Annotated in this window: 14 protein-coding genes and 1 tRNA gene; 10 read left to right on the top strand and 5 right to left on the bottom strand. The window is 34.0% G+C overall.

The window, feature by feature from the left end:
• Positions 1-13: 13 nt before the first annotated feature.
• The 6 genes from AC1DY0_RS08815 to AC1DY0_RS08840 all read left to right on the top strand — a co-directional run bounded on the left by AC1DY0_RS08815 (position 14) and on the right by AC1DY0_RS08840 (position 13,276).
• Positions 14-4,171 carry a hybrid sensor histidine kinase/response regulator gene (locus AC1DY0_RS08815; protein ID WP_477188238.1) on the top strand — a complete coding sequence of 1,386 codons (4,158 nt, stop codon included), beginning with the start codon at positions 14-16 and terminating at the stop codon, positions 4,169-4,171.
• Positions 4,172-4,807: 636 nt separating this feature from the next.
• Entirely contained in the window at positions 4,808-7,912 is a 3,105-nt protein-coding gene (locus AC1DY0_RS08820; protein ID WP_477188239.1) for a SusC/RagA family TonB-linked outer membrane protein, read from the top strand.
• Positions 7,913-7,975: 63 nt separating this feature from the next.
• Positions 7,976-9,499: a RagB/SusD family nutrient uptake outer membrane protein gene (locus tag AC1DY0_RS08825; protein ID WP_477188240.1), complete on the top strand. Its 1,524-nt coding sequence runs from the start codon at positions 7,976-7,978 to the stop codon at positions 9,497-9,499.
• Positions 9,500-9,506: 7 nt separating this feature from the next.
• A complete protein-coding gene (locus AC1DY0_RS08830) occupies positions 9,507-10,613 on the top strand; it encodes an IPT/TIG domain-containing protein (protein WP_477188241.1) in 1,107 nt (368 codons plus the stop codon).
• 137 nt (positions 10,614-10,750) lie between these two features.
• Positions 10,751-12,142 carry an endo-1,4-beta-xylanase gene (locus AC1DY0_RS08835; protein WP_477188242.1) on the top strand — a complete coding sequence of 464 codons (1,392 nt, stop codon included), beginning with the start codon at positions 10,751-10,753 and terminating at the stop codon, positions 12,140-12,142.
• 231 nt (positions 12,143-12,373) lie between these two features.
• Positions 12,374-13,276 carry an energy transducer TonB family protein gene (locus AC1DY0_RS08840; RefSeq protein ID WP_477188243.1) on the top strand — a complete coding sequence of 301 codons (903 nt, stop codon included), beginning with the start codon at positions 12,374-12,376 and terminating at the stop codon, positions 13,274-13,276.
• A gap of 154 nt (positions 13,277-13,430) precedes the next feature.
• Here AC1DY0_RS08840 and AC1DY0_RS08845 read toward each other — a convergent pair whose 3' ends face one another.
• The 3 genes from AC1DY0_RS08845 to AC1DY0_RS08855 all read right to left on the bottom strand — a co-directional run bounded on the left by AC1DY0_RS08845 (position 13,431) and on the right by AC1DY0_RS08855 (position 15,969).
• A complete protein-coding gene (locus AC1DY0_RS08845) occupies positions 13,431-14,591 on the bottom strand; it encodes a Gfo/Idh/MocA family protein (protein ID WP_477188244.1) in 1,161 nt (386 codons plus the stop codon).
• Positions 14,592-14,874: 283 nt separating this feature from the next.
• On the bottom strand, positions 14,875-15,270 hold the full coding sequence (locus AC1DY0_RS08850; RefSeq protein ID WP_198520217.1) for an ExbD/TolR family protein: 396 nt from the start codon (positions 15,268-15,270) through the stop codon (positions 14,875-14,877).
• Between the two features lie 3 nt (positions 15,271-15,273).
• On the bottom strand, positions 15,274-15,969 hold the full coding sequence (locus tag AC1DY0_RS08855; RefSeq protein WP_477188245.1) for a MotA/TolQ/ExbB proton channel family protein: 696 nt from the start codon (positions 15,967-15,969) through the stop codon (positions 15,274-15,276).
• Between the two features lie 128 nt (positions 15,970-16,097).
• Between AC1DY0_RS08855 and AC1DY0_RS08860 the strand changes: the two genes are divergently transcribed.
• Together AC1DY0_RS08860 and AC1DY0_RS08865 are read left to right on the top strand one after the other, a co-directional pair.
• Positions 16,098-17,333: a bifunctional folylpolyglutamate synthase/dihydrofolate synthase gene (locus AC1DY0_RS08860; RefSeq protein ID WP_477188246.1), complete on the top strand. Its 1,236-nt coding sequence runs from the start codon at positions 16,098-16,100 to the stop codon at positions 17,331-17,333.
• A gap of 216 nt (positions 17,334-17,549) precedes the next feature.
• Positions 17,550-18,248, top strand: a complete 699-nt coding sequence (locus tag AC1DY0_RS08865; RefSeq protein ID WP_477188247.1) for a hypothetical protein — start codon at positions 17,550-17,552, stop codon at positions 18,246-18,248.
• A gap of 94 nt (positions 18,249-18,342) precedes the next feature.
• Here AC1DY0_RS08865 and AC1DY0_RS08870 read toward each other — a convergent pair whose 3' ends face one another.
• Entirely contained in the window at positions 18,343-21,099 is a 2,757-nt protein-coding gene (locus AC1DY0_RS08870; protein ID WP_477188248.1) for a hypothetical protein, read from the bottom strand.
• Between the two features lie 257 nt (positions 21,100-21,356).
• Positions 21,357-21,938 carry a MiaE family protein gene (locus AC1DY0_RS08875; RefSeq protein ID WP_077377325.1) on the bottom strand — a complete coding sequence of 194 codons (582 nt, stop codon included), beginning with the start codon at positions 21,936-21,938 and terminating at the stop codon, positions 21,357-21,359.
• Positions 21,939-22,046: 108 nt separating this feature from the next.
• Here AC1DY0_RS08875 and AC1DY0_RS08880 point away from each other — a divergent pair, with 108 nt between their 5' ends.
• Together AC1DY0_RS08880 and AC1DY0_RS08885 are read left to right on the top strand one after the other, a co-directional pair.
• Positions 22,047-23,297, top strand: coding sequence for a glycosyltransferase family 4 protein (locus AC1DY0_RS08880; RefSeq protein ID WP_477188249.1), 1,251 nt, complete (start codon positions 22,047-22,049; stop codon positions 23,295-23,297).
• 265 nt (positions 23,298-23,562) lie between these two features.
• Positions 23,563-23,637 (top strand) — tRNA-Val (locus AC1DY0_RS08885).
• Positions 23,638-23,819 lie beyond the last annotated feature (182 nt).

Consider the following 23,819-nt stretch of genomic DNA (forward strand, 5'->3'; position numbering starts at 1 on the left):
TAATAATTTTACAATGTTCAACAACAAATACGGCACTGTATTACTCTTTTTCCTTTTTATTATTCCGAATTTGTTTTCTCAAAACAGTTTCGATAATTTTCAGTTTCTAACTATAAAAGAAGGAATTTCAAAAAGAGCTGTTTCGAGTATTTCACAAGATCATTATGGCTTTATGTGGTTTGGTACCGATGGTGCAGGATTATATAAATATGACGGAATAAACTATACAAACTACGAATACGACTGGAAAAACAAGAACGCGATAAATAGTAATTTAATTTATGCAACCTACATTGATACTTACAATAAGCTTTGGATTGGCACAGAAGAAGGGCTCTGTTTTTACAACCGAAATCTAAACAAATTCGAGAATATAGACTTGAAAAAAGCATATTCAGCCGGATATAAAAATCCAATAACGGTAAAAAGTATCATTCAGGACAATACTGGAAATCTTCTAATAGGAACTTACGCTCATGGCTTATTCAAATTAAATTTGAAATCCTTAAAAGTTACAACTATCAAATTAAACTCAACTTTAAACACTAACAGTAAAATTAATTGTTTTGTTAAAAGCAAAAAAGGAAACGTTTATTTAGGAACAGATTTAGGTTTAATTGAATATGATTCTAGGACTAATAAGGTGACGCAAGCCACTTGGAACACAAAAAAAATATCGGTTACAGACCCTATAGAAAGCTTATATATTGATGCCAATGAAAATTTATGGATTGGAACAATTTCCAACGGATTACTTAAAATTTCAGGCAATCCAAAAACTGTTGAAATAGACAGATTTCGAATTTCTGAAAATAAAATATTATCCGTCACTGGCGTTAATTCTAATACTATTCTTTGTGGCACCGAAAATGATGGACTATTTCTAATCAATGAAAAAGGCAATGTAATACATCGATACCTAAATAGTAAATCTGACAATCATAGTTTAAAATCCAATTCAATCTGGTCTTTATATTTGGACAAAGACAAACGCATTTGGCTGGGCTATTACAACAAAGGAGTTGGAATTTTTGATAAACGACATGACAAATTCAATTCTATAGAAAGTCTTCCGACCAATGCCAACTCTTTGCAGACAAACTCAGTTACTGGGATTGAAAAAGACAATTCTGGCAAGTTATGGGTTAGCATGGAGGGAGGAGGAGTCGATGTTATAGATCTTTCTACCAAAGTTTTTAAACACATTAACAATCAAGACTCCAAAAATTATTCTGGGCTAACAAGCAATAATATCTTAACGGTTTTTATAGACCATAAACAAAATATTTGGCTTGGAAGCTGGAATGATGGTATTTATTTTTTGAAAAAAGGATCTAAAACATTTATCAATTTCACTTCTAAAAATACAACTGGCTTAACATCGGACCAAATTTTTAGTTTTTCGGAGGATTCAAAAGGCGTCATTTGGATTGGTTCCTATATGACAGGACTACATTATTATGATCCTCTAAAAAATGAATTTCACCATTGTGATTCAAAACCATTTGTTACCAACAATTTAAACACTGCAAACATCCGAAAGGTTTTAGTAGATTCTAGAAATATAATATGGGTGGCTACAATAGACGGTTTGTATCAGGTCCGCAAAAATTCAAATGCAACTTTCTCTGTTGTATCAATGAAAAATATAATGTCGAAAAGCATAAAATCCAATAGAAGCATCAATACGATTTTGTCTTTATATGAATCCAAAAACAAAATTCTCTGGATAGGAACTGCCGGTTCTGGATTGTTTAGTTATGACGGCGGAAAAAACCAATTAGCAGGGTACACTGATTTTCCAGGATTCAAAGAAAAGCTTGTGGTTGCCATAACCGAATCCCGCGATGGCGCTATCTGGATCAGCGGAAAAACAGGGATAACGAAATTAGATTTAAAAAACAAAAAGGCCGTAAATTTCTCAACCGCTGATGGACTTTTAAGTAACGATTTTAACAATAACGCTATCTTGAATGACAAAAATGGTGATTTGTATTTTGGAAGCTACGAAGGAATAAATTATTTCAATCCTAATAAAACATCAAATAATATAAAGGAGCCATTACTTTATTTGGATGATTTTAAATTATTCAACAAGTCAATTCACCCAAATGAGACACAATCTCCCTTATCAAAAGTAATATCTGAAACCGATCATATTACACTTCGCTACGACCAATCGGTATTTACTATAGAATATATTGGCCTCAATTATTCCTACCCAAGCACAAATGAATATGCATATTATCTAGAAGGTTTTGAAAAAAACTGGAATTATGTAGGCAATAAACGTTCGGCAACTTATACAAATTTAGCTCCTGGAAAATATATTTTCAAAGTCAAGTCGGCGGCACGAGGCGGTAATTGGAATCAGAAACCTTTGCAACTCTATATTGAAATTTTACCGCCTTGGTGGAGAACATCTTTGGCCTATTTTTTCTATTTTTTAATAATTGCAGGAACCTTTTATACCATTAATAAATATTTTCAGAATCGGTTTAAAGAAAAGCAAGCAATCAAATTCGAAAGAGATAAAGCGACACAAATAGAAAAATTAAACACTAAAAAACTACAATTTTTCACCAATATCTCCCATGAATTCAGAACGCCTTTAACTTTGATCCTAAACCCATTAGCTGATATTATCAAAAATAAGGGCTTAGAATTGCCGCATGATGTCGTGAATAAACTGCAAATCATGCACAAAAGTTCTGATCGCCTTTCAAAACTGATAAATGAATTGATGGATTTCAATAAATTACAGTTCAATCAAGTCGTTGTACAAGTGCAAAAAATAGAAATAGTTCGTTTTACGAAAGACATTATTGAGTATTTTAACGAAGAAGCTTCTAGCCGTGAAATTACCTTAGCTTTTGAATCAAACATAGACGAATTATATGACTGGCTAGACCCAAAAATGGTCGAAAAAATAATTTTCAATATTGTATCCAATGCTTTTAAAGTTACTGCCGATCATGGATTTATAAAAGTTCAAATAAATGCATCACAAAAAACAGAGCAATTCCCGTTAACCAATACTGAAAATGAAATTCCTTATTTTGAAATTGCAATATCCGACACCGGCGCTGGATTAGACAAAAAAGATATCAAAAAAATATTTGACCGTTTTTATCAAGTAAACAATTTAAGTAAAGCCTATTATGGCAGTACAGGAATTGGTTTAGAAGTCGTTCGAGGATTTGTTGAATTGCATAAAGGAAAAATTGAAGTCGAAAGTGAATTGGGAATTGGATCAACATTTACTGTTACTTTTCCACTTGGAAATGATTTCTTTACCCAAGATGAAATTGTTAAAGAAACATTCAAAAAAGAAGCAAAAATAACACCGCACCTTTTATCTGTTTTAAACAAAGAAAAACCCAGTGAACCTGCTTCAGAAAAAGTGCACACTATTCTTATCGTTGAAGACAATACCGAATTGAGGAACTACTTAAAAAATGAATTGAAAAAAGAGTACAAAGTGCTTGTTGCAGAAAATGGTCAAAAAGGATTGGAATTGGCTTTAGAAAAATCCCCCGACATCATTATGACCGATGTAATTATGCCTATAATGAATGGTTTAGACTTTTGTAAAAACATTAAAAAAGATATAAAAACAAGTCATATTCCATTATTGATGCTGTCGGCAAAAGCTATGGTCAAAGACAAGCTTGAAGGAATAGATTCTGGTGCCGATATTTATTTAAGCAAACCTTTTGATATGGATATTTTAAGATCCAGTTTAGTGCAACTGCTCACCAGCAGACAGATTATGTTCAATAAATTCTATCATGGAATTTCTAAAAAAACAAAAGCAAAAACAACTACAGTAGACAATGAGTTTATTCAAAAAATATTGAGTTATATTCATGAAAACATCAACGAATCGGATTTAAGTGTTGAGATATTGGCTTCAAAAGTATTCTTGAGCAGAAGCCAGCTCTATCGAAAAATAAAAACACTTACGGGAATTTCCGTAAATGAATTCATTAGAAATGTACGATTAGAAAAAGCCAAAGAATTAATTACATTGGGTAATAATAACATCAATGAGATTAGCTATAAAGTAGGATTCACATCTCCATCCTATTTTACAAAATGCTTCAAGGAAAAATACGGTCATCTTCCAACTCATAAAAATGATGATGATAAAATCAACACAAATGAATAATTGAAAGCAATGTTTAAAAAAAGGAAATTCTTCTCGAATTTCCTTTTTTTTTTGCTTTTGAAACAAGTCAAATGATACGCTTTTTAATTTGTTATTAATTGGATATCCTGCAAGGTTTTTTTTAACCTTGTAGGTATGACTACCGATGATAAGACACCTACAAGGTCCCGAAAAAGACCTTGCAGGAACCTTAAAAACCGAATATTATATAAAAATAAATCTCACATAACGTCTTTTGGAACGAGAAAGGATTGTTGGACTGATTAAATCCCAATTCCTTTATCACTGTTTTTTCAATAATTATCAAAAACCTATTTTTCTTCCTTATTCTTTTTGATAATAAATTAATAACGTGATTTTTCTATGAATGTGGCAAAAACAAATTTTGCCTTATAAATCTGTCATCCCTTATGATTAGGGAGTTTTTGATCCATTTCTGCAACAAATGTGCTAGATTATGCATCATGCGTGTTATAATTTCAGTAACGAACAAGGTAGTTTTGGGCATGTATATTTTTTAAAATATTTGAATTTTTATTTTTCTAAAAAAGAAATTCCCTCTTACAAGAAGATATTCAAATATGGATTATTTAAAAAATAAACAAGCTTTTAAAAACTAACCAAAACAACTTTTTCATGAAAAAAACATTATTTAAAAAATTAGTAACGCTAGTTTTAATACTGTCTGGATTTTCCTTTTTTGGACAGACTATTAAAGGTAAAGTGGAGTCTTCGGGATTGCCTTTGTCTGGCGTAAATATTTCTGTAAAGGGAACATCCATTCGATCCTCAAGTAGTTTCGACGGTTCATTTATTCTGGACAAAGTGCCACCAAAATCCAAAATTATCTTCAGTTTCGTCGGTTTCGAAACAAGAGAAATTGAGTCTGATGGCCAAACAAATTTAATTGTACATCTTAATGAGATCACCAAAACATTAAATGAGGTAGTTGTCATAGGGTATGGAACCGCAAAACGAAAAGACTTGACTGGCGCTATTTCATCTATAAAAGCTGCAGAAATTCAAGACAAACCTTTTACTTCTATTGACCAAGCACTTGTAGGAAAAGCAGCGGGTGTGAATGTGACTCAAAATTCAGGTACGCCTGGAGGAGGGATCTCTGTTCAAATTAGGGGAATTACGTCTATTAATGGAAACGAACCATTATATGTTATAGATGGAACTCCAATATTTGCAGATAAGAATAACGATTCTTTTTCATTTGGCGCCTTAGGCGGAGGAAGTGGACAAACAAAAAATTCCGCTTTGTCTAGTTTAAATATCTCAGATATTGAATCTATTGATATTTTAAAAGATGCTTCATCAACAGCGATCTATGGGGCTAATGGAGCCAACGGAGTTGTTTTGATTACCACCAAAAAAGGGAAAAAAGGGAAATCCACAGTTGCTTATGAAACGTATGTAGCAGCTCAGGAGGTAACAAATTTTGTTGATGTTTTAAACTTACCACAATATGCTAAATATCAAACAAAAGTTTTTGCATTAAGTGGAGAGCCTATTCCGTTTCAATATCAAAAGCCTGATTTATTAGGAAAGGGAACAGACTGGCAGGACGAACTTTTTAGAACTGCTTTAATGTATAATCATCAGTTGTCATTTTCAGGTGAGAAAGACGGGACAAGATATTATACTTCTTTAAATTATTTTGATCAGGATGGAGTTGTTCTCAATTCAGATTTCAATAGAATGTCCATGCGATTAAATGTAGATTCTAATGTTAAATCCTGGTTGAAAATTGGTAATAATGTTGCATTAAGCAAGTCGTCTCAAACAGTAGTAAGAAACGATGACAGAGGTGGTTTAGTCATGAATACGCTAAGACAATCTCCAGAATTACCGGTTAGATATGCTGACGGTTCTTACGCGGGTCCTATCTCTGGTTTAGGTTCTTCGGCAAATGAGACAACTAATCCAATTGCTATGGCTGAATACAATAATGCAGAAAACGACAGATATAAAATCAACGGAAATTTATATGCCGATTTAACTCTTACGAAAGGATTGGTTTTTAGATCAGAATTAGGATATGATTTGAATTTTGCAAAAAGCAGTTCTTTTGCTCCTGCATATACTTTAGGAAATGTATCTGAACTTTTAAACAAATCTTTCAAACAACAGGACCAAAGCTTTTATTGGAGTATCAAAAATTATTTGACTTATAATAAAACCTTCAATGAAAAACACAACTTCACTTTTCTATTAGGTCAGGAGGCTCAAGAAAGTCAATGGGAATATTTAAGCGGTTACAGAACTGGGGATTTTTTAAATAAAGATTTTACCAACTTAAATTTAGGTGATATTGATACTGCTTTAAACCAAAATGGTTCTGGCAGATGGTCGATGACTTCTTATATTTCGAGATTAAATTATAGTTTTTTAGATAGATATTCATTCTCTGCTTCTTTAAGAGCTGATGCTTCTTCAAACTTTGGACCGAATAATAAATGGGGGTATTTCCCATCATTTTCTGGAGGTTGGACTGTGAGTAACGAAAAATTCTTTGAGCCATTATCAAATACCATAAATTATTTGAAGTTTAGAGTTGGTTACGGTTCGGTAGGAAATCAAAATATTCCAGCCAATAGATACGAAACCATTTTAACTTTAACTCCATCTCCATTTGGAGGCTCATCTCCAACAATTGATAACTTAGGTAATCCTGATATTAAATGGGAGTCACTAAAATCTTTCAATGCTGGTCTTGATTTAGATATGCTTAATAATAGAGTAAAGTTTGCATTTGATTATTATATTAAAAAATCTTCCGATTTCTTAACAAAACAAATCAACGACGAATCCAATCAAAGTGCTCTTAACTACTATTTGAATACGGGTGAAATTGAAACTAAAGGAGTAGAATTTACACTAAATACAAGAAATATTGTAACTGAAAATTTCACTTGGGATAGTACTATTATTTTATCACAATACAATAATAAGTTAACTAGTTTTCAAGGTGATGGTAAATCTTTATTAGGGAAAGTACAATTCGACTTATATACCGTTACTAAAACTACAGAAGGACAACCAGTAGGACAATTTTATGGATATGTTACTGACGGATTGTTTAAAAGTGATGCGGAACTAGCTGCAGGACCTACTCAGGAAACAGGGACAGCTGTTGGTGATATCCGTTTTAAAGATCTTAATGGAGATGGAAAAATTGATGCTAAAGATCAAACTGCAATTGGAAGTGCAATTCCTGATTTTACGTATTCATTCACGAATACTTTCAAATACAAAAACATCACTTTAGGAATTGTTTTAACAGGAAGCCAAGGCAACGAAATCTACAACTTTACACGCCATTATACAGATGGTATCTATCCAGGATTTGGAGATCGATACGCAAACGTAGGTACTGATGCTTTAAATGCGTTTGAAGCAGGTGTAAACGAAAATACAAATGTGCCTAGAATTACGCTTACTGATCCAAATGGAAATGGTAGAATCTCGAACAGATTTGTTGAAGACGGCTCTTATTTAAGAATTCAAAATGTTTCTTTGAGCTATGATCTGCCAACTAAGATATTCGATAATTCTATTTTCTCTAGTGTTCGATTCTATGCAAATGTGCAAAATCTGTACACGTTTACAAAATATTCAGGATTTGATCCTGCTTTAGGAAATTTAGATCAAAATATAACATTGAGTGGTATTGATTTAGGGAGATACCCTGTTCCAAGAACGACTTCTATAGGGGTAGATTTGAAATTCTAAAACTTAAATAAAATAGTATCTAACTTAATGATTAATAGTCATTAATATAAAAAAATAATAGTTATGAAAAGACTTTTTAAACTTTTTATGATGGGAATGCTCATACCATTGCTGTCTTTGTATTCTTGTTCAGATGAATTTTTGAATGCACCATCTGAAAATCAATTAACGCCTAGTGATTTACCCGAAGGAATTACAGCTTTTGACGGAATCGCCGAGAGTTTGTACTTCAAACCTTGGTTTGCTTTTAATGATAAATTCTTAATTGCTGTAGGAGATATGTATGCTGGTAACGCTTTTACATTTGATGGAGCTTATGCACAATTTCTAAATGCTCAGGTAACATCACAAAATCCAATTTTAACAGAAGGATACGTTTCTTTATTTTCGGTTGTTGATCAATCAAATAATTTAATGAAGTTGGTTGAAGACAGAAAAAGCGAATTACCAGAAGCAGCTTATAAAAATTCGATTGCGATATCACGATTTATGAGAGCAAATGCTTATTTCTATTTAGTGAGAACTTTTGGCGCTGTGCCTATCATTGATAAAGCAGGTTCTGCTGCGCAGCCAAAAAGAAATCTTGTAGAAGATGTTTATAAATTTATAAAACAAGATTTAGAATATGCCGCTGCAAATTTACCTGAAAAGTCATTAAAGAAAGGGTATGTCAATAGAACAGTAGCCAAGGGTATTCTAGCAAAAGTACATTTAACGCTACATGAATATGCTGAGTGTGCTAGTTTAACCCAAGAAATTATGGGGACACAATATTCCCTAATTCAAGAATATGGAAACTTGTTTAGCAGTCCAGAAAACAATAATAGCGCAGAGAGTATGTTTGCTCTACAATGGAAAGCTATTGCTACCGAATGGGGAACTCAAAATACAAATCAAGCCTACATAGTTCCTAATGGTACTGGAATAACTGGCGGCGGTGACGGATGGGGTGTCTACTTGCCTTCTATTTCATTACAAGACGGTTTTGAAGCAAAGGATATCAGAAAAAAGAATACTATCATGACCGACGGCGACTTTTATCCTGAATTGTTAAAAAAGGAAGGTGGTTTCAGATATAAAAAAATACTCTCTTCTACGGCATCTAATTTCAGAAAGTATATTGTAGGTTCTGCTGCAGAGAGAAATGATGTATTTTTTATGAGAACATCACAAAACACAATTATATTAAGATACTCTGATATTTTATTAATGCATGCCGAAGCAATTTTGGCTGGAGCCAATTCTACAGCAAATGGATCAGCGTTAAAAGCCTTCAACGAAGTGAGAACTAGAGCAGGATTACCAATTAAAACAGTACTTACAAGAGACGAGTTGTTTAATGAAAGAAGAATTGAATTTGCACTTGAAGGGCAATATTTCTTTGACCTAAAACGTCGTGGTCTAGCTGAAGCAACAGCAATTATTTCGCAACAGGAAGTTGGTTTTTATTCTGATGATGACAGAACGGTTTTAGTTTCTAGAAAGATAACTCCAACAAGCGATTATTTTGAATTGCCTTTGCCACAATCTGCAATTGATACTAATCCGTCATTGTTAGAACCTCCAGTTCCTTTTAACTTTAATTAATTTTCATATGATGATCAATAAAATAAAATATAGCATTATAATTCTTTTGGTTTTGGCTTCTTTCACAGGATGCCAAAATGACGATGCAGTTACTGCAAACGTTGACGCAATGGTTTCTGAACCGGGTGATTTATTAAATCAAACTTTTCCACTAAGGAAAATTAGAGTGGAAGGTGAAGGATTGTCTGGATTAAAAAAAATAACTCTTGATAATAAAATTGATGTCAGTTTCAATCCTAACTATAATTCAGATAATGCGTTTATTTTCACTATCCCTTTTGATGATAAATTAGGAAGCAGATTTGGAGTACAACCAATCACATTTGTTACTGCAACGGGTTCTGTTACTAAAAACATAGAGATTTTACAGCCTAATCCAACTATTGCTAAAACCGTACCTGCTGTGGCAACACCAGGTTTTCCACTTGCAATTGAGGGTACATGGTTTTATAATATTTCTTCGGTAACCTTAGGAGGAAAAGCGATAAGTTATACCGTAAGCTCATCTACTTCAATTATTATTGGTTTACCGTCAAATGCTGCTTCTGGTGAAGAATTGGTAATTACCACTCCTGGAGGAACTGCTACAAAATCAATTGATTTTGAAAAAGTAGTACTCGTGTCTAATTTTGATGGAGGTGGTTCCAGAGAGTCTTGGAGCTCTTATGGAGATGTCGATTCTTTTAATGCAAGTACTGCAGGCGGACCAACAGGTAATTATGCAGCCCTAACTTGGACTGGCTCAACTGCAAATGGCTACAACGGCAGCAGCGGTGGTGGCGGAGCTAGTTTCTTGAGCGCAACAAATACAGATGCAACAAGAACTTTTATAGATATTGATGTAAGTGCAAATGTTATAGGAGCACAATTTGCCATTCAATTGAATACTATCGATGGCAAAGACTACGGATATAATTTCAAAATAACGGATGTAAATTGGTCTACTAAGACAATAACTTTAGCCGATTTTAAGGATAATTGGGGTTTTGGAAGCAATTCAGCTGCGACCTTGGATGCTTCTAAAGTAAATGAAATTAAGGTTGGAATCGCTCAAGGTGATACACCAAATCCTAGCACAATAAAATACGATAACATTAAAGTTCGTTACAAATAGTTTAAATGGTTTGAGTTAGTTTTTTACTTTAAAAAGGTTGTGGTCAAATACAACCTTTTTTGTGAAAAATGAATTCGTAAATTAAATTGTAAGTGATAAAGAATATTTTTCTTGAATCTATTCTAAAATATAAAAAAATGAAACATAAATTTTTATTGGTTTTAACAAGCATTATGCTTTTTCTGAATTCTTGTTCAAAAGAAGACACCATAATTGCTGATACTTTAACTGCCCCTATCGCAAATGCGTCCACAGATATAAATGATACTGGTTTTAAGGCCAAATGGAGCTTTATTTCCACCGCTCAAAGTTATCTTTTGGATGTTTCTACAAGCGCTGATTTTGCAACTTTCGTTCCAAATTACAATTCAAAATCAGTATCTGATTTAAATGAAATAGTTGTGGGTTTAAATAGTGGAACTCAGTATTTTTACAGAATTAGAGCTAAAAGAGACTCACAGATTTCGGGTTATTCAAATGTAATTAGTGTTGTAACAACGGGTTCAAGTAACGTTGCCGAGGATCCTACTTTTCTAAAAGTTAAAGCAAATAAATTAGCAAATCCATTTTTTGTGGGTATGGCTGTAAAGGCTTCACAATTAACCACCGGAAGTTCATATGATGCAATTTTAAAAAATGAATTTAGCAGCATTTCGGCTGAGTATGAAATGAAAATGGATCCAATTTCAATTTCAAGTGGTGTTTACAACTGGGCTGCTGCAGATAAAATTGTTGCTTACGGAAATGCAAATGGCATCAATGTTCATGGACACGCCTTGGTATGGCATAATGCAGTGCCAAGTTGGTTAACTAATTTTTCTGGCACCGATGCAGAATTTGCTGCCGAAGTAAAAAAATACATTACGGATGTTGTTACTCATTATGCGGGAAAAGTAAAATCCTGGGATGTAGTAAATGAAGGTGTAGATGATACTAGCGGTAACTTGAGAAACACTATTTTTCTTCAAAGAATGGGCCCAAACTATATTAAAGATTGCTTTAAATGGGCTAGAGATGCAGCAAATGCAGCAGGTGATAAAAAACTATTATTGTTTTATAATGATTATGCTACTGCAACGAATATTCCTAAACAGAATAAAATGTTTTCAATAATAGATGATTTAAAAACAAGTAATCTTATTGATGGTATAGGTTATCAAATGCATAACACTTATTTAAGTCCAACAAAAACTCAAATCGAAACTGATATTAATAGAGCTGTTACCAAAGGTCTAAAAATTCATTTTTCTGAGTTGGATATTCAAGTGAATCCAGCAAATGATATTAATTCTTTTACCAATGAAAGAAGACTGGCTCAAAAAGAAAAATACAAAGAGATCGTCAAAATATACAATGCGATTCCTGCGGCAAACAAATATGCTTTAACGGTTTGGGGAATGAAGGATAATGAATCCTGGATTCCATATAGTACGGACTTAAATCACATAGGAAATGATTGGCCTTTATTATACGATTCCAATTTTGCTCTAAAAAGCGCTCATACAGGATTCTTGGAAGGCTTAGATTAAACCTTACTAATACACTACATTTTATGCCACAATTACTATGAAAAATAGGATTGTGGCATTTTATTTTAAACCGCTTTTCAATCGCTCCTAAATGACCTAGTAAAAATTTATTTTACACAAAAGTTAAACTTTATCTTTCAACAAATAGTCACAGCCATACTTTTTACTTCTAACAATTTTTAGTACTTTTCAACGTTTTTTATAAATACCTATTTTTAATATATTTCCACAATGAGTTCTACACTTTCCAACGATCAAAAGAAATCATTAGCCCTATCCATACTCATTTATGCATCCTTATTGCTGCTGTTGTTTTTCATCCGTTTTTGGCCACCATCCAATCTGGAAGAAATGATAGGCAGCGGCGGAGGTGGCGGAGGTGTTACCTTAAACTTTGGTGACAGCGATTTGGGATCAGGAAAAAATACGCAAAGCGAGGTTCTGAATGTTCAGAATCACGTCAAACAAATTCCGGCCAAAAGCACTCCCGACGAAGCTATTTTGTCTCAAGAAAATGCTACCGATGAAAGCGTCGTTATTCCGCAGAAAGAAAAACCTAAAAAAACTGAAGTCGTTGTCAAAGAAACTCCGAAACCCGAAGTGGTTAAACCAAAAGTATCCAATTCTACAAACGATGCTTTGTCAAGCATTTTAAAAGGCTCCAACAAAGGCGGTGATGGCGATGATAAAACTGCAGGTAACAAAGGAAAATCCAACGGAAGCTTGGCCGCAACCGGCTATTACGGCACAGGTGGTTCTGGTGGTGGTACCGGCGGCGGAAATGGAACTGGACATGGCATTGGCAATGGCAGCGGTTACGGCCCTGGTAGTGGCGGTGGTTCTGGTGGTGGCACCGGAGGAGGTTCCGGTTATTCGCTTGGCAATAGAAAAGCACTCTCCAAACCCGCTCCAAAATACACTTGCAACGAATCTGGCAAAGTAGTCGTGGAAGTTTCTGTCGATAGAAATGGGAACACCATCAACGCAACTGCGGGTATAAAAGGCACTACCAACACAGCAAAATGCCTATTAGATCAAGCCCGAATTGCAGCTATGAACACCAAATGGGACGCCAGCAATGACGCTCCCGAAAAGCAAGTTGGAAGGATTGAATATAATTTCAAATTGAATTAATCAAATAATTAGGAGCACAACTTTTTTGCTTTTCATCAACAGTTGTCCCGCTGTCCGTTATATCTTTTTACAAAAATACCCTGTCAGGGTTTAAAACCCTGACAGGGTATTTTTGTAAAAAGGATGCCACTTCCATCGGGGCTAGTCTACGAGTTTAGTTTTTCAAAAGAACTTTCTTTCCCGTCTCAGCGGATTTATAAATTGCATTAATGACTTTTATATCCTTTAATCCTTCTTCTCCTGTAATATGATTTGGTAATTTTTTATTTTCCAATAATACTTTACAAATTTCATCTAATTGTGTTTGTTGCTGATTAATTACAGGAAATTTTAATTCTTTCTCTGAAGTTTTACCTTCAAAAGGTCCATAACTCAATGCTGGACTTAATTCAAAACTGCCCTCATCAGCCGATGCGTAGAATCTATCAATATTGTAGCCACAAGAAGTGTTGCAATTTGCAGTTGCCCCACTCGGAAATTCCATTTGCCAAGATATACTTTCCTCTGTCTCCGAAAATCTATTTTTATCATTCACTGTGCCAAATTGTGCCGTAACAGCAATTGGCTCTTCGCCCAAAACATAACGACTAGCCTGGATGCAATAAATCCCTAAATCCATCAAAGGACCACCACCTGACAATTTCTTATTTAGTCTCCATTCACTTCGGCTGCTTTTATCAACGATTGTTTTTTTATCAAGAGTATCATAGGTTTTGTATCCAAGGGAGGCTTCTATAAATCGTACTTGACCAAAAACTTTTTCTTGTCCCAACCTTTTAATTTCTAAATGTGTTGGCTCGTAATGTAAGCGATAACCAATAGCCAACTGAACATTATGATCGTTACAGGCATTTATCATTTCTTCACAATCAGCAACAGAAATCGCCATTGGCTTTTCTGTAATTACATGTTTGCCTGCTTTAGCTGAACGAATTACAAAATCTTTGTGCAAACCATTTGGCAAAACAACATAAACTAGATCTATATCTTTGTTATTGATTATTTCGTCGAAATTCTGATAATTATAAATGTTCTTTTCGGGAATATTGTATTGTTTTTTCCACTTTTCAGCTTTTTCAGGTGTCCCAGTTACTATTCCCGCTAAGTTGCAATATTCAGAAACTTCAATTCCTACCGCTAACATAGTTGCATAATTTCCTAAACCACAAAGCGCAATATTCATCTTCTTCCCTGTATATGGTTTCTGAATATTTTCTGCCTGAGTTATGTAAGAAGGGAGCGTTGTCATAACAACAGTTGCTCCAACACCTAAACCAAATTTATTAACAAAAGACCGCCTTGAAATGTTTTCCATAAAATGTACTTTTAAATTAATCCCTAAAATTTATTAGTACACTCTTTTTAAAAATGTTACGCTTTTGTTTTTTTAGGTTATTAAAACATCTCGTGTTTCGGCAATTCGCGTAAGGGATTACTTCACTATACATTTATTTCCATAGGAGTTCAGTGAACTTCGTTTGAAGCAAGCTACCGAAGTAGCGCGAATAGCCCGACAGCATAAAAAAAGGAGCCGACTAACCGCAATGGTAAGTTGGCTCCTTTTTTTTATGGTGGCACGCCCAATTAATTTATCGAATTTACTTCGGACTTGTGGCGATAACAAATTTTAAGTTGTTCTTCACTCCTATTTGCAACACATCAACCAAATCCTGTACCTGCAGATTGAACGGAATTCTAACAATAACTGTTTGGTCTTTTTGAGTGTTCATTTTGGACATCAAAGTAGTTTCTAGTTCTTCGAAAGCAACAGGTTGCTTATCGATAAAGAATTTCTTGTCTTCCGTAACCGATAAACTGATGTATTGATGATTGGTTTTTTCGTTGGTTTTTGACTTTGGCAACGTCATTTTGATGACATTTGGGTTGGCCAAAGTGGAGATAATCAAGAAAAATAGCAACAAAAAAAACATGATGTCACTCAAGGATGAAGTGGCGACTTCGGCGTGAAATCTTCTTTTTCTTTTGATGGACATAATTTATGCTTTTTGAATGATATTCACGAATTCCAATATTTGTTTTTGCACTTTCAAGGCATAGTTATCAATCTTTCCGTTCAGCAAGTGATAGGCACTGTAGGCAATAATTCCCACGATTAATCCAGAACCACTACTGATCATTTTTTCATATAAACCTCCCGAAATATTCCCGATACTGATGTTTTCAGTTACCGAAATGCTGTAAAAAATCTTGATTACCCCAGAAATAGTTCCGATAAATCCAAGCGTTGGAGCAATACCCGCAATCAATCCCAATTGTCCTAAATGTTGTTCCATTTCGGCAATTTCGATATCGGCGGCACGATCCATATTCGACTCGATTTCGGCAATGGGACGACCTATTAATAAAATTCCTTCTTTAATCACATTTCCGGATGCGGTATCTGTTCTTTCAGTGATGGTACGAGCCAAATCAAAATTTCCTGAAGTCAGGTGATCGCGAACATCTCGCATCAAAAGAGGATCAACTTTCGATCTTTTATTAATGAACAAATAGCGTTCGATAATCACATAAAAAGTGTAAAATAATAAGATTGCAATAGGGATTAAAAAAAATCCTCCTTTTAGAATAAAGCCTAAAACGGAGATTTCTGTATTGGGTGCTATTTTTTCGATAACAACATTGGACGCAGCATTGGTAAGAGTATCAGCTTGTAATTGTATGAAACTAAACATATATTATTCTGGGTTTATAATCATTAATTGTAAAAAATATTTCAATTTTGCATAAAATAATTTCACTGTAATATTAAACTAAAAAAAGCGAAAATTATTTCAATTCACAACTATTTTATCAAAAAATAATGAACTATCAAGAAACCACAAACTGGATGTTTAATCAACTTCCAATGTATCAATTGCAAGGGGCTTCGGCTTATAAAAAAGACTTGACCAATGTTAATTTATTGGCGGATCATCTTGATAATCCTCATAAAAAGATAAAATGCATCCACGTTGCCGGAACCAATGGTAAGGGTTCTACCTCACATATGCTAGCTTCTATTCTACAAGAAGTAGGATATAAAGTTGGGCTTTATACTTCACCTCATCTAAAAGATTTTCGGGAACGAATCAAGATAAATGGAGCTGAAATCTCCGAAGCATTTGTTTGCGAATTCATCGAACAACACAAATCCTTTTTTGAAGCTAATGATATGAGTTTCTTCGAAATGTCTGTTGGCTTGGCCTTTGATTATTTTGCCAAAGAAAAAGTTGATATCGCCATTATTGAAGTGGGATTGGGCGGAAGACTGGACGCCACAAATATTATCACGCCATTAGTTTCTGTAATAACCAATATTGGCATTGATCATGTTCAGTTTTTGGGCAACACCTTGGAATTAATTGCAACCGAAAAAGCAGGAATTATCAAACCTGAAATTCCTGTTGTTATTGGCGAATATACTTCTGTAACCCAACCCGTGTTTTTGGCGAAAGCCAAAGAAAATAAAGCCGAAATCTATTTTGCTTCCGATTTAATTTCAGAAACATATCCTTCCGATTTAATTGGTGATTATCAAGAACACAATAAAAAAACGGTTACTCAAACTTTCAAAATTTTAAACGAACAAACGAATTTTAAAGTAAGTGACGAAAACATAAAATCGGGATTGCTCCATGTGGTAAAAAACACTGGATTACAAGGAAGATGGCAGCAACTTGGAACAAATCCTAAAGTGATTTGCGACACGGCACACAACAAAAATGGTCTCGAAATTGTTTTGAATCAAATACAAAAAGAGACTTTTGATCACTTGCATATTGTATTGGGAGTTGTCAATGACAAGGAACTAGAGGAAGTATTACCGTTATTTCCAAAAAAAGCGACTTATTACTTTTGCAAACCGAATATCCCAAGAGGTCTAGATGCTAAATTGTTACAGGAAAAAGCATTGCAATTTTTACTAATCGGAAAAACATACGAATCTGTTACAGAGGCCTACACTCAGGCTCAGAATAATTCTACAAAAGATGATTTCATCTATATTGGTGGAAGTACCTTTGTAGTAGCCGAATTGCCGTTAAATAAAGAGGTTTAAACAATCCTTAATTTTTCTCTTAAAAATAAATTGAAATTTTATAACTACTTGATTAACAATTAACTAAATTTATATATGTTTTTTGTTAATTAATCACTTAATTTTTAATTTATTATGAGAAAGAGACCTTTTTTTTCGTTGGGAATGTTAATTTTAACATTCCTTCTAAGTGTGAATATTCACGCTCAAGATCCCCCCAAACCTGTTTTTATTACGATGACAACCCTACACAGAAATTTAGATACCGACGGTAAAGACTGGAAGGCAACGGAACAAGAGTACTTTGACAAAGTAACGAGCAAAAATGATTTAATAATTGGCTCGGAAATCCTGACTCACTATTACACCGGAAATAGCACAGAAGTTATTATGGTAAATGTCTATAAAACCTGGGAAGACATTGAAAAAGCACAAGCTATCTCTGATGATCTTGAAAAAAAAGCATGGCCTGATGAAAAAGCAAGAACCGCTTTTTTTGACAAACAACGTAGCTATTATGTTCCGATGCACTCAGACGAAATTTACTCTTCCATTGAAACAATAGGTATGAAAGAATTCAAAGCCTCCTCAAAAGAACCTATGATTGTTTACATTCGCAAATCACAAATGTCAATGACCGGAAAAGGAAAAGGGATGAAAGAATACAATGAAAAAGTTACCCTAAAAGATCCTTACATCCAAGGATATTATCCGTTTCGTCACGCTTGGGGTTCTGACAGCAGGGATTTTATGGAAGCTGTTTTTTATAACTCTTTTGGTGACATAGAAAAATCAAACCAAAAACAAGACGAATTAGTAAAAGCCGCATGGCCCAAAGAAGCCGACAGCAAAACTTTTTTTGACCAACTAAAATTGGCATTCACTGGTATTCATGGAGATTACATCTACCATAATTTACCGGAGGCTTCCAAATAAAAAACAAACAGCACAAACTGCGCTGACAATGTCATAAACGCACTTTGTACTGTTTTTTTTATGCTCGATTATAGCAATACAAAAATCTTAGTCCTTACTCTTCCGTATCTTTAGTTTCCTCTATTTCATCCCCTTTTTTACCTACTTTCACTTTTGGATTATCCTTAGTTCCTGTAACTGTTAACGGAATTCCAATAATTCCTAAAGGAGGCAATCCCAATCTCATTTTGATATTTAATTTACCATCTAGACTTGATGTCCCTTCAATTCTTGGTCTGAAACCTGCAAATTTAAATTTAAAGCGCTCAACGGTAATAATGTTATTTTTTACTGTTGATTTGATATCAACTTTAGACAGTTCAGGATTCTTAATCTCCTCATGATCTGTGGTCTTACCCACAGCATTAAACATTTTCATGCCTTTTACTTTCACATCTTTTATAGACAGCACACCTCCACCTATTAACGAAGGATAAACAGGCATCATTTGTTGATTCAACCTTCCTTTTATTTTATAGTCCAACGAGACAATTCCTTCCGCGTTTTCAGCAGCACTTGCCATTTCTTTGAACATCTTCACTTCCTTATAAGCTCTTTTTATATCAAAATCAGTCGCTTTAATTTCATATTCAAAGACCGCTTTTTTAGGAGTCATTCCTTGGTACGCAGCATTCATGGTAACATTACAACCTATCAAATTGAATCCGGTATTTTGCATTACCATTTTCCCGTTTTTCATTTTTACTGCACCTTTTCCGTCTTGCAATATAAGTCCTTGATAATTGATTTTGTGGGCCGTTGCATAAAATTGCAAATCAAGATTTGAAGGAACAAGGATCACCCCAGTTTCTTGAGCTGTAGGCTGTGTAGTAGTATCAGGAGCAGCAGTTGTTGTAGCAACTGGAGCTGTCGATGTACTAGACATAAATTCATCAATATTGATGTATTTTGAATTTAACGTAAACGATCCTCTCAAAATTCCATTTTTAGACGACATGAAATTGAATACATTTTGCAAATAACCATTCAGTTTAAAATCGGACTGACCATAAGAAGCCAAAAAGGTATTAAACGACATTTTATCCTGATTGAACCTAAATATTCCTTCTTTAATCAACAATGATTTAGGCAAATACTCCGTTTGTACATTTATATTTCGAAGCTCAAGTGTTCCTTTATTTTGCAATTTGCTGTAATTTCCTTTTTCGGCATAACTTTGAATTCCTTTCAATTCCAAATCTGCTTTTATGAAACCATCAACATCCAATCCTTTTTGAGAAAACACCTTGTAAATTTTACTGATATTCAAAGTCCCTTTTGCCTTAATATCATAATTCAAATCATCAAAATTTTTCAAATCGGCTTCCACCAAAAAAGATTCTCCTTCAAAAGTAAAACTAGCTGGTTTTAACACTACCGAAAGACCATCATAAGTTCCTTTTTGATTCTCTATTTTCGAAACAATATTCATATCGGTTATTGGATTTGGGTAATATGGAGTTTTTACAAATCCGTTTTTCAAATTCAATGTTCCATTTGTATTTGGAAAAAGTCTCTGCTTTTGATCGTATTTCCCTTTGGCTTTCAAATCACTTACAAGCATTCCTTTTAATTCTATATCCGAGACTCCGAGTGCGCGATTTAATTTCTCCAAATCGATTTGAGAATTCAAAACCAAATCAATGTCCGGAGTAGACATCCCGTTAACTTTTAATTGTGTTTTAAGATAATTTTTTTCAATATTCAAAGACACATTTTTGGCATCCAGTTGTAAAAGTTCCGGATTCAAAGAAGGCACTTTTGTAACAATATCCATATTTAAGTTGGAAATTGGGAAAGCACTTTTTTTATAATTTACAAATCCGTCTTTTAGCTTAAAATTTAAATTTAAATCTGGACCCAGATTTTGAGATGCAATATATTTCCCCTTAAGCGTCAGCAATAAATCTACACTCCCTTTTAACTCAGTATCTTTCAACCAAGTAATATACTTAGGCGGGAAAGCAGTAAAAAGATCATTCAAATTACTTTTGTTTGATTTTATTTTAAAATCAATATCATAACCATCCTTTAAAAAATCGAATTTTCCGGTAAAATCAACTAACAACTTATTAATGAAAAGGTCGTTTTGCTCAAAAACAAATGATAGTGAATTGGTGTTTATTTTGGTAATTAAATCCCCATCCACTTTTTTATTCATCAAGTAGGGTTCATTTTCATAAATGACATTTAGTTTTTCGATTTTTGCTTTTGAATGCAAAGCAAATATCTCTTTGCTAAAATCTCCATTCCCTAAATAATTAAACCCTAAAGCATCTACATGAATATTCGCAGATTGATCATCATAAATAAGTTTGCTGTTTGTGACTTCGATTTCTTCAAGCTTTAATCCCGTTTCCGATTCTTCTTTTGGAGCGGTTGATGCCTCTGCAATGTATACATTATAATTGGCCTCCCCTTTTTTATTTACTTTGACATTGATCAATGAATTGGAAAGGAAAATTTGATCAATTTTGATGGTTTTTCCAAAAACAAGACTGCTCAAATTAATTCCAAAAGCAACCTCATCTGCAGCGATGAATTTCTCATTTTGAAAAGGAGCCGATCCATTTAGTTTGAAATCAGCCAAAGTCAAAGTCAATGAAGGAAAGTGGGTAAAAAAAGAAACTTTGGCCTCCGAATAATTCAGCTCACCGTTTAATTTTTCATTGGCTGTTTTCTTTACCTGTTCTCTAATTTTATCAGAAAAAACCAAAGGCGTGATAAACATCAACGCCAATAAAACCACAAGGGTGATTCCTATATATTTTAAAACCTTAAAAAATATTGCTTTATAACTTATTGATGCCATCTGTGATTGGTGTGAATTAATAAATAAAAACTTAAAATCTGGATTCGATTAATTGATTTTGAAGCAGAAAGATTAGGCAATTTTAGAAAGATTGTCCCGCTATCCATTTCAATCTTTCTATTTTTAAAGAAAAAATAGAAAGGATTTCCACTTCTATCGGGGCTAAAAGTCAACATTCTGCTTTTTTGCCATCATTCAAAAAAAGAAAAATAACACTAATCGAACACAACTACAAAATGTATCGTTCAAAGGTTAGTTTATCCGTGCACGGTTTCATTTTTACCGTAATTGACAATAATCGAAGTTTCAAACTCAATCCATTCTTGCCAACGTTTATCAACATCAAAATTGTCTACATATTTTCTGGCAAAGCCGAGAAAAGTAGTGTAATGTCCCGCTTCCGAAATCATAAGATCCCTATAAAACTTAGCTAATTCAGGATCTTTTATATTCTCAGACAACACTTTGAATCGCTCACAACTTCTGGCTTCGATCATAGCCGAGAACAACAATCGATCTACCAAAGCATCTTTGCGGCTTCCGTCTTTTTTCATGAATTTAAAAAGCTCATTTACATAATGATCTTTTCGTTCCCTACCCAAAGTCAATCCTCTGCTTTTTATTAAATTGTGTACCAGTTGCAAGTGATCCAATTCTTCTTTGGCAATGACCAATAATTCCGTTACCAGTTCTTCCAACTCTGAATTGTAAGTAATCAAACTAATAGCATTGGAAGCCGCTTTTTGTTCACACCAAGCGTGATCGGTCAATATTTCTTCAATATTGGTTTCTACTATATTTACCCAACGCGGGTCGGTAACTAATTTTAATCCAAGCATAATATGCAATTTAGAACTGCAAAATTAGTGTTTTCCTGTTGATTTTCCTCTTAAAATGATGCTTTAACCACCTAAATTGCATTATTTTGCACCATTATCTTAATTAGCATGACTCAAATTCAAACGCTTTTAATCATTGGTTTTGTATGGCCTGAACCCAATTCTTCGGCTGCAGGTGGTCGAATGTTGCAATTGATTACCCAATTTCAGCAACAAGGGTATGCCATTACATTTGCGAGTCCGGCTATGGACAGTGATTTTATGGTCGATTTGGACTCACTGAATGTCGACAAAAAATCAATTACTTTGAATTGCAGCAGTTTTGATGTTTTTGTAAAAGAACTGAATCCAGCCGTTGTTTTATTTGACCGATTTATGATCGAAGAACAATTCGGGTGGCGCATTGCCGAAAAATGTCCCGATGCACTACGAATATTAGACACCGAAGACCTGCATTGTTTGCGTTTGGCAAGGCAAAAAGCATTCAAAGAAAAACGTGAATTTACTCTTTCTGATTTACTAAAGGAAGATATCGCTAAAAGGGAAATCGCTAGTATTTTGAGATGCGACTTGTCCTTAATGATTTCGGAATTTGAAATGGAATTATTGAAAACGACTTTTAAGATAGACGAAAAACTACTGTATTATTTGCCTTTTTTGTTAGAGCCTATTTCGGAAGCAACTTTTGAAAAGCTTCCTTCTTTTGAGGAAAGGAATGATTTTATTTTTATAGGCAACTTTCTTCATGAACCCAATTGGAATGCCGTTCAATATCTAAAAGAAACAATTTGGTCTTTGCTAAAAAAACAATTGCCAGATACCAATCTTCATGTTTATGGAGCTTATCCTTCCCAAAAAGTAATGCAATTGCATCAACCAAAAGAAGGTTTCCATATAAAGGGACGAGCGATTGATGCCAACGAAGTAGTTCAAAATGCAAGAGTTGTTTTGGCTCCATTGCGTTTTGGTGCAGGTATAAAAGGAAAACTGATTGAAGCCATGCAATGCGGAACACCGAGTATTACAACCACTATTGGTGCCGAATCCATGCAGGGAAATTTTCCTTGGAATGGATTTGTAACTGATGATGTAAACGAATTTATAGAAGCCGCCGTAGAATTGTATCTAGACAAAGAGCTTTGGACGGCCAAACAACAGAATGGGATTGCTATTATCAATCAACGCTATTCGAAAAAACATTTTGAAAATGATTTTGCAGCCAAAATTCAATTTTTACTCTCCAACTTACAGCAACATCGTTTGGATAATTTCTTTGGAGCTTTGCTACAACACCACACTTTAAACAGCACCAAATACATGTCGCGTTGGATTGAAGCCAAAAACAGTAAAAAAGATTAATCCTAATAGTACAATAGCCCACTGATTATAACAATTGGACTTATTTTTCAATTTAGAATCTTAGCAACTTAGTCTCTGAGCATCTCAATTAAGAATTAAATTCATTTTTATTGCATTTTTTTCACTTTTTAAAACACTAAATACCAGCAAACTGAATATTTTTATAAAATAAAAAGTAAAAATTCTTTAAAAATGTTTTGCATAAGCGAAAAACTAGCCTATATTTGCACTCGCAATCACAAAATGATAGCAACCTAGTAAAATAGGGCGATTAGCTCAGCTGGTTCAGAGCACCTCGTTTACACCGAGGGGGTCGGGGGTTCGAACCCCTCATCGCCCACAAAAATTACAAAACTCCAAAGTCATTTGATTTTGGATTTTTTTTTTGCTCAAAAACTGATTTAATATTTTTATAATGGATCAGGTGCAAAAGGGATCAGGTGCAAAAGTTGGGGATTATGCAAAAAGATTAGATAATCTGAACAAGAAAAAATCTATATTTCTCACTCCTCTAAATTGACT

It is taken from the genome of Flavobacterium sp. P1_E4 (assembly GCF_056405915.1).

Coding starts and splice junctions, on each gene's coding strand:
- AC1DY0_RS08820 (WP_477188239.1), top strand. CDS start 4,808: ATGAAAAAAACATTATTTAAAAAATTAGTAACGCTAGTTTTAATACTG.
- AC1DY0_RS08875 (WP_077377325.1), bottom strand. CDS start 21,938: ATGCTTGGATTAAAATTAGTTACCGACCCGCGTTGGGTAAATATAGTA.
- AC1DY0_RS08840 (WP_477188243.1), top strand. CDS start 12,374: ATGAGTTCTACACTTTCCAACGATCAAAAGAAATCATTAGCCCTATCC.
- AC1DY0_RS08880 (WP_477188249.1), top strand. CDS start 22,047: ATGACTCAAATTCAAACGCTTTTAATCATTGGTTTTGTATGGCCTGAA.
- AC1DY0_RS08825 (WP_477188240.1), top strand. CDS start 7,976: ATGAAAAGACTTTTTAAACTTTTTATGATGGGAATGCTCATACCATTG.
- AC1DY0_RS08845 (WP_477188244.1), bottom strand. CDS start 14,591: ATGGAAAACATTTCAAGGCGGTCTTTTGTTAATAAATTTGGTTTAGGT.
- AC1DY0_RS08830 (WP_477188241.1), top strand. CDS start 9,507: ATGATGATCAATAAAATAAAATATAGCATTATAATTCTTTTGGTTTTG.
- AC1DY0_RS08865 (WP_477188247.1), top strand. CDS start 17,550: ATGACAACCCTACACAGAAATTTAGATACCGACGGTAAAGACTGGAAG.
- AC1DY0_RS08815 (WP_477188238.1), top strand. CDS start 14: ATGTTCAACAACAAATACGGCACTGTATTACTCTTTTTCCTTTTTATT.
- AC1DY0_RS08870 (WP_477188248.1), bottom strand. CDS start 21,099: ATGGCATCAATAAGTTATAAAGCAATATTTTTTAAGGTTTTAAAATAT.
- AC1DY0_RS08835 (WP_477188242.1), top strand. CDS start 10,751: ATGAAACATAAATTTTTATTGGTTTTAACAAGCATTATGCTTTTTCTG.
- AC1DY0_RS08855 (WP_477188245.1), bottom strand. CDS start 15,969: ATGTTTAGTTTCATACAATTACAAGCTGATACTCTTACCAATGCTGCG.
- AC1DY0_RS08860 (WP_477188246.1), top strand. CDS start 16,098: ATGAACTATCAAGAAACCACAAACTGGATGTTTAATCAACTTCCAATG.
- AC1DY0_RS08850 (WP_198520217.1), bottom strand. CDS start 15,270: ATGTCCATCAAAAGAAAAAGAAGATTTCACGCCGAAGTCGCCACTTCA.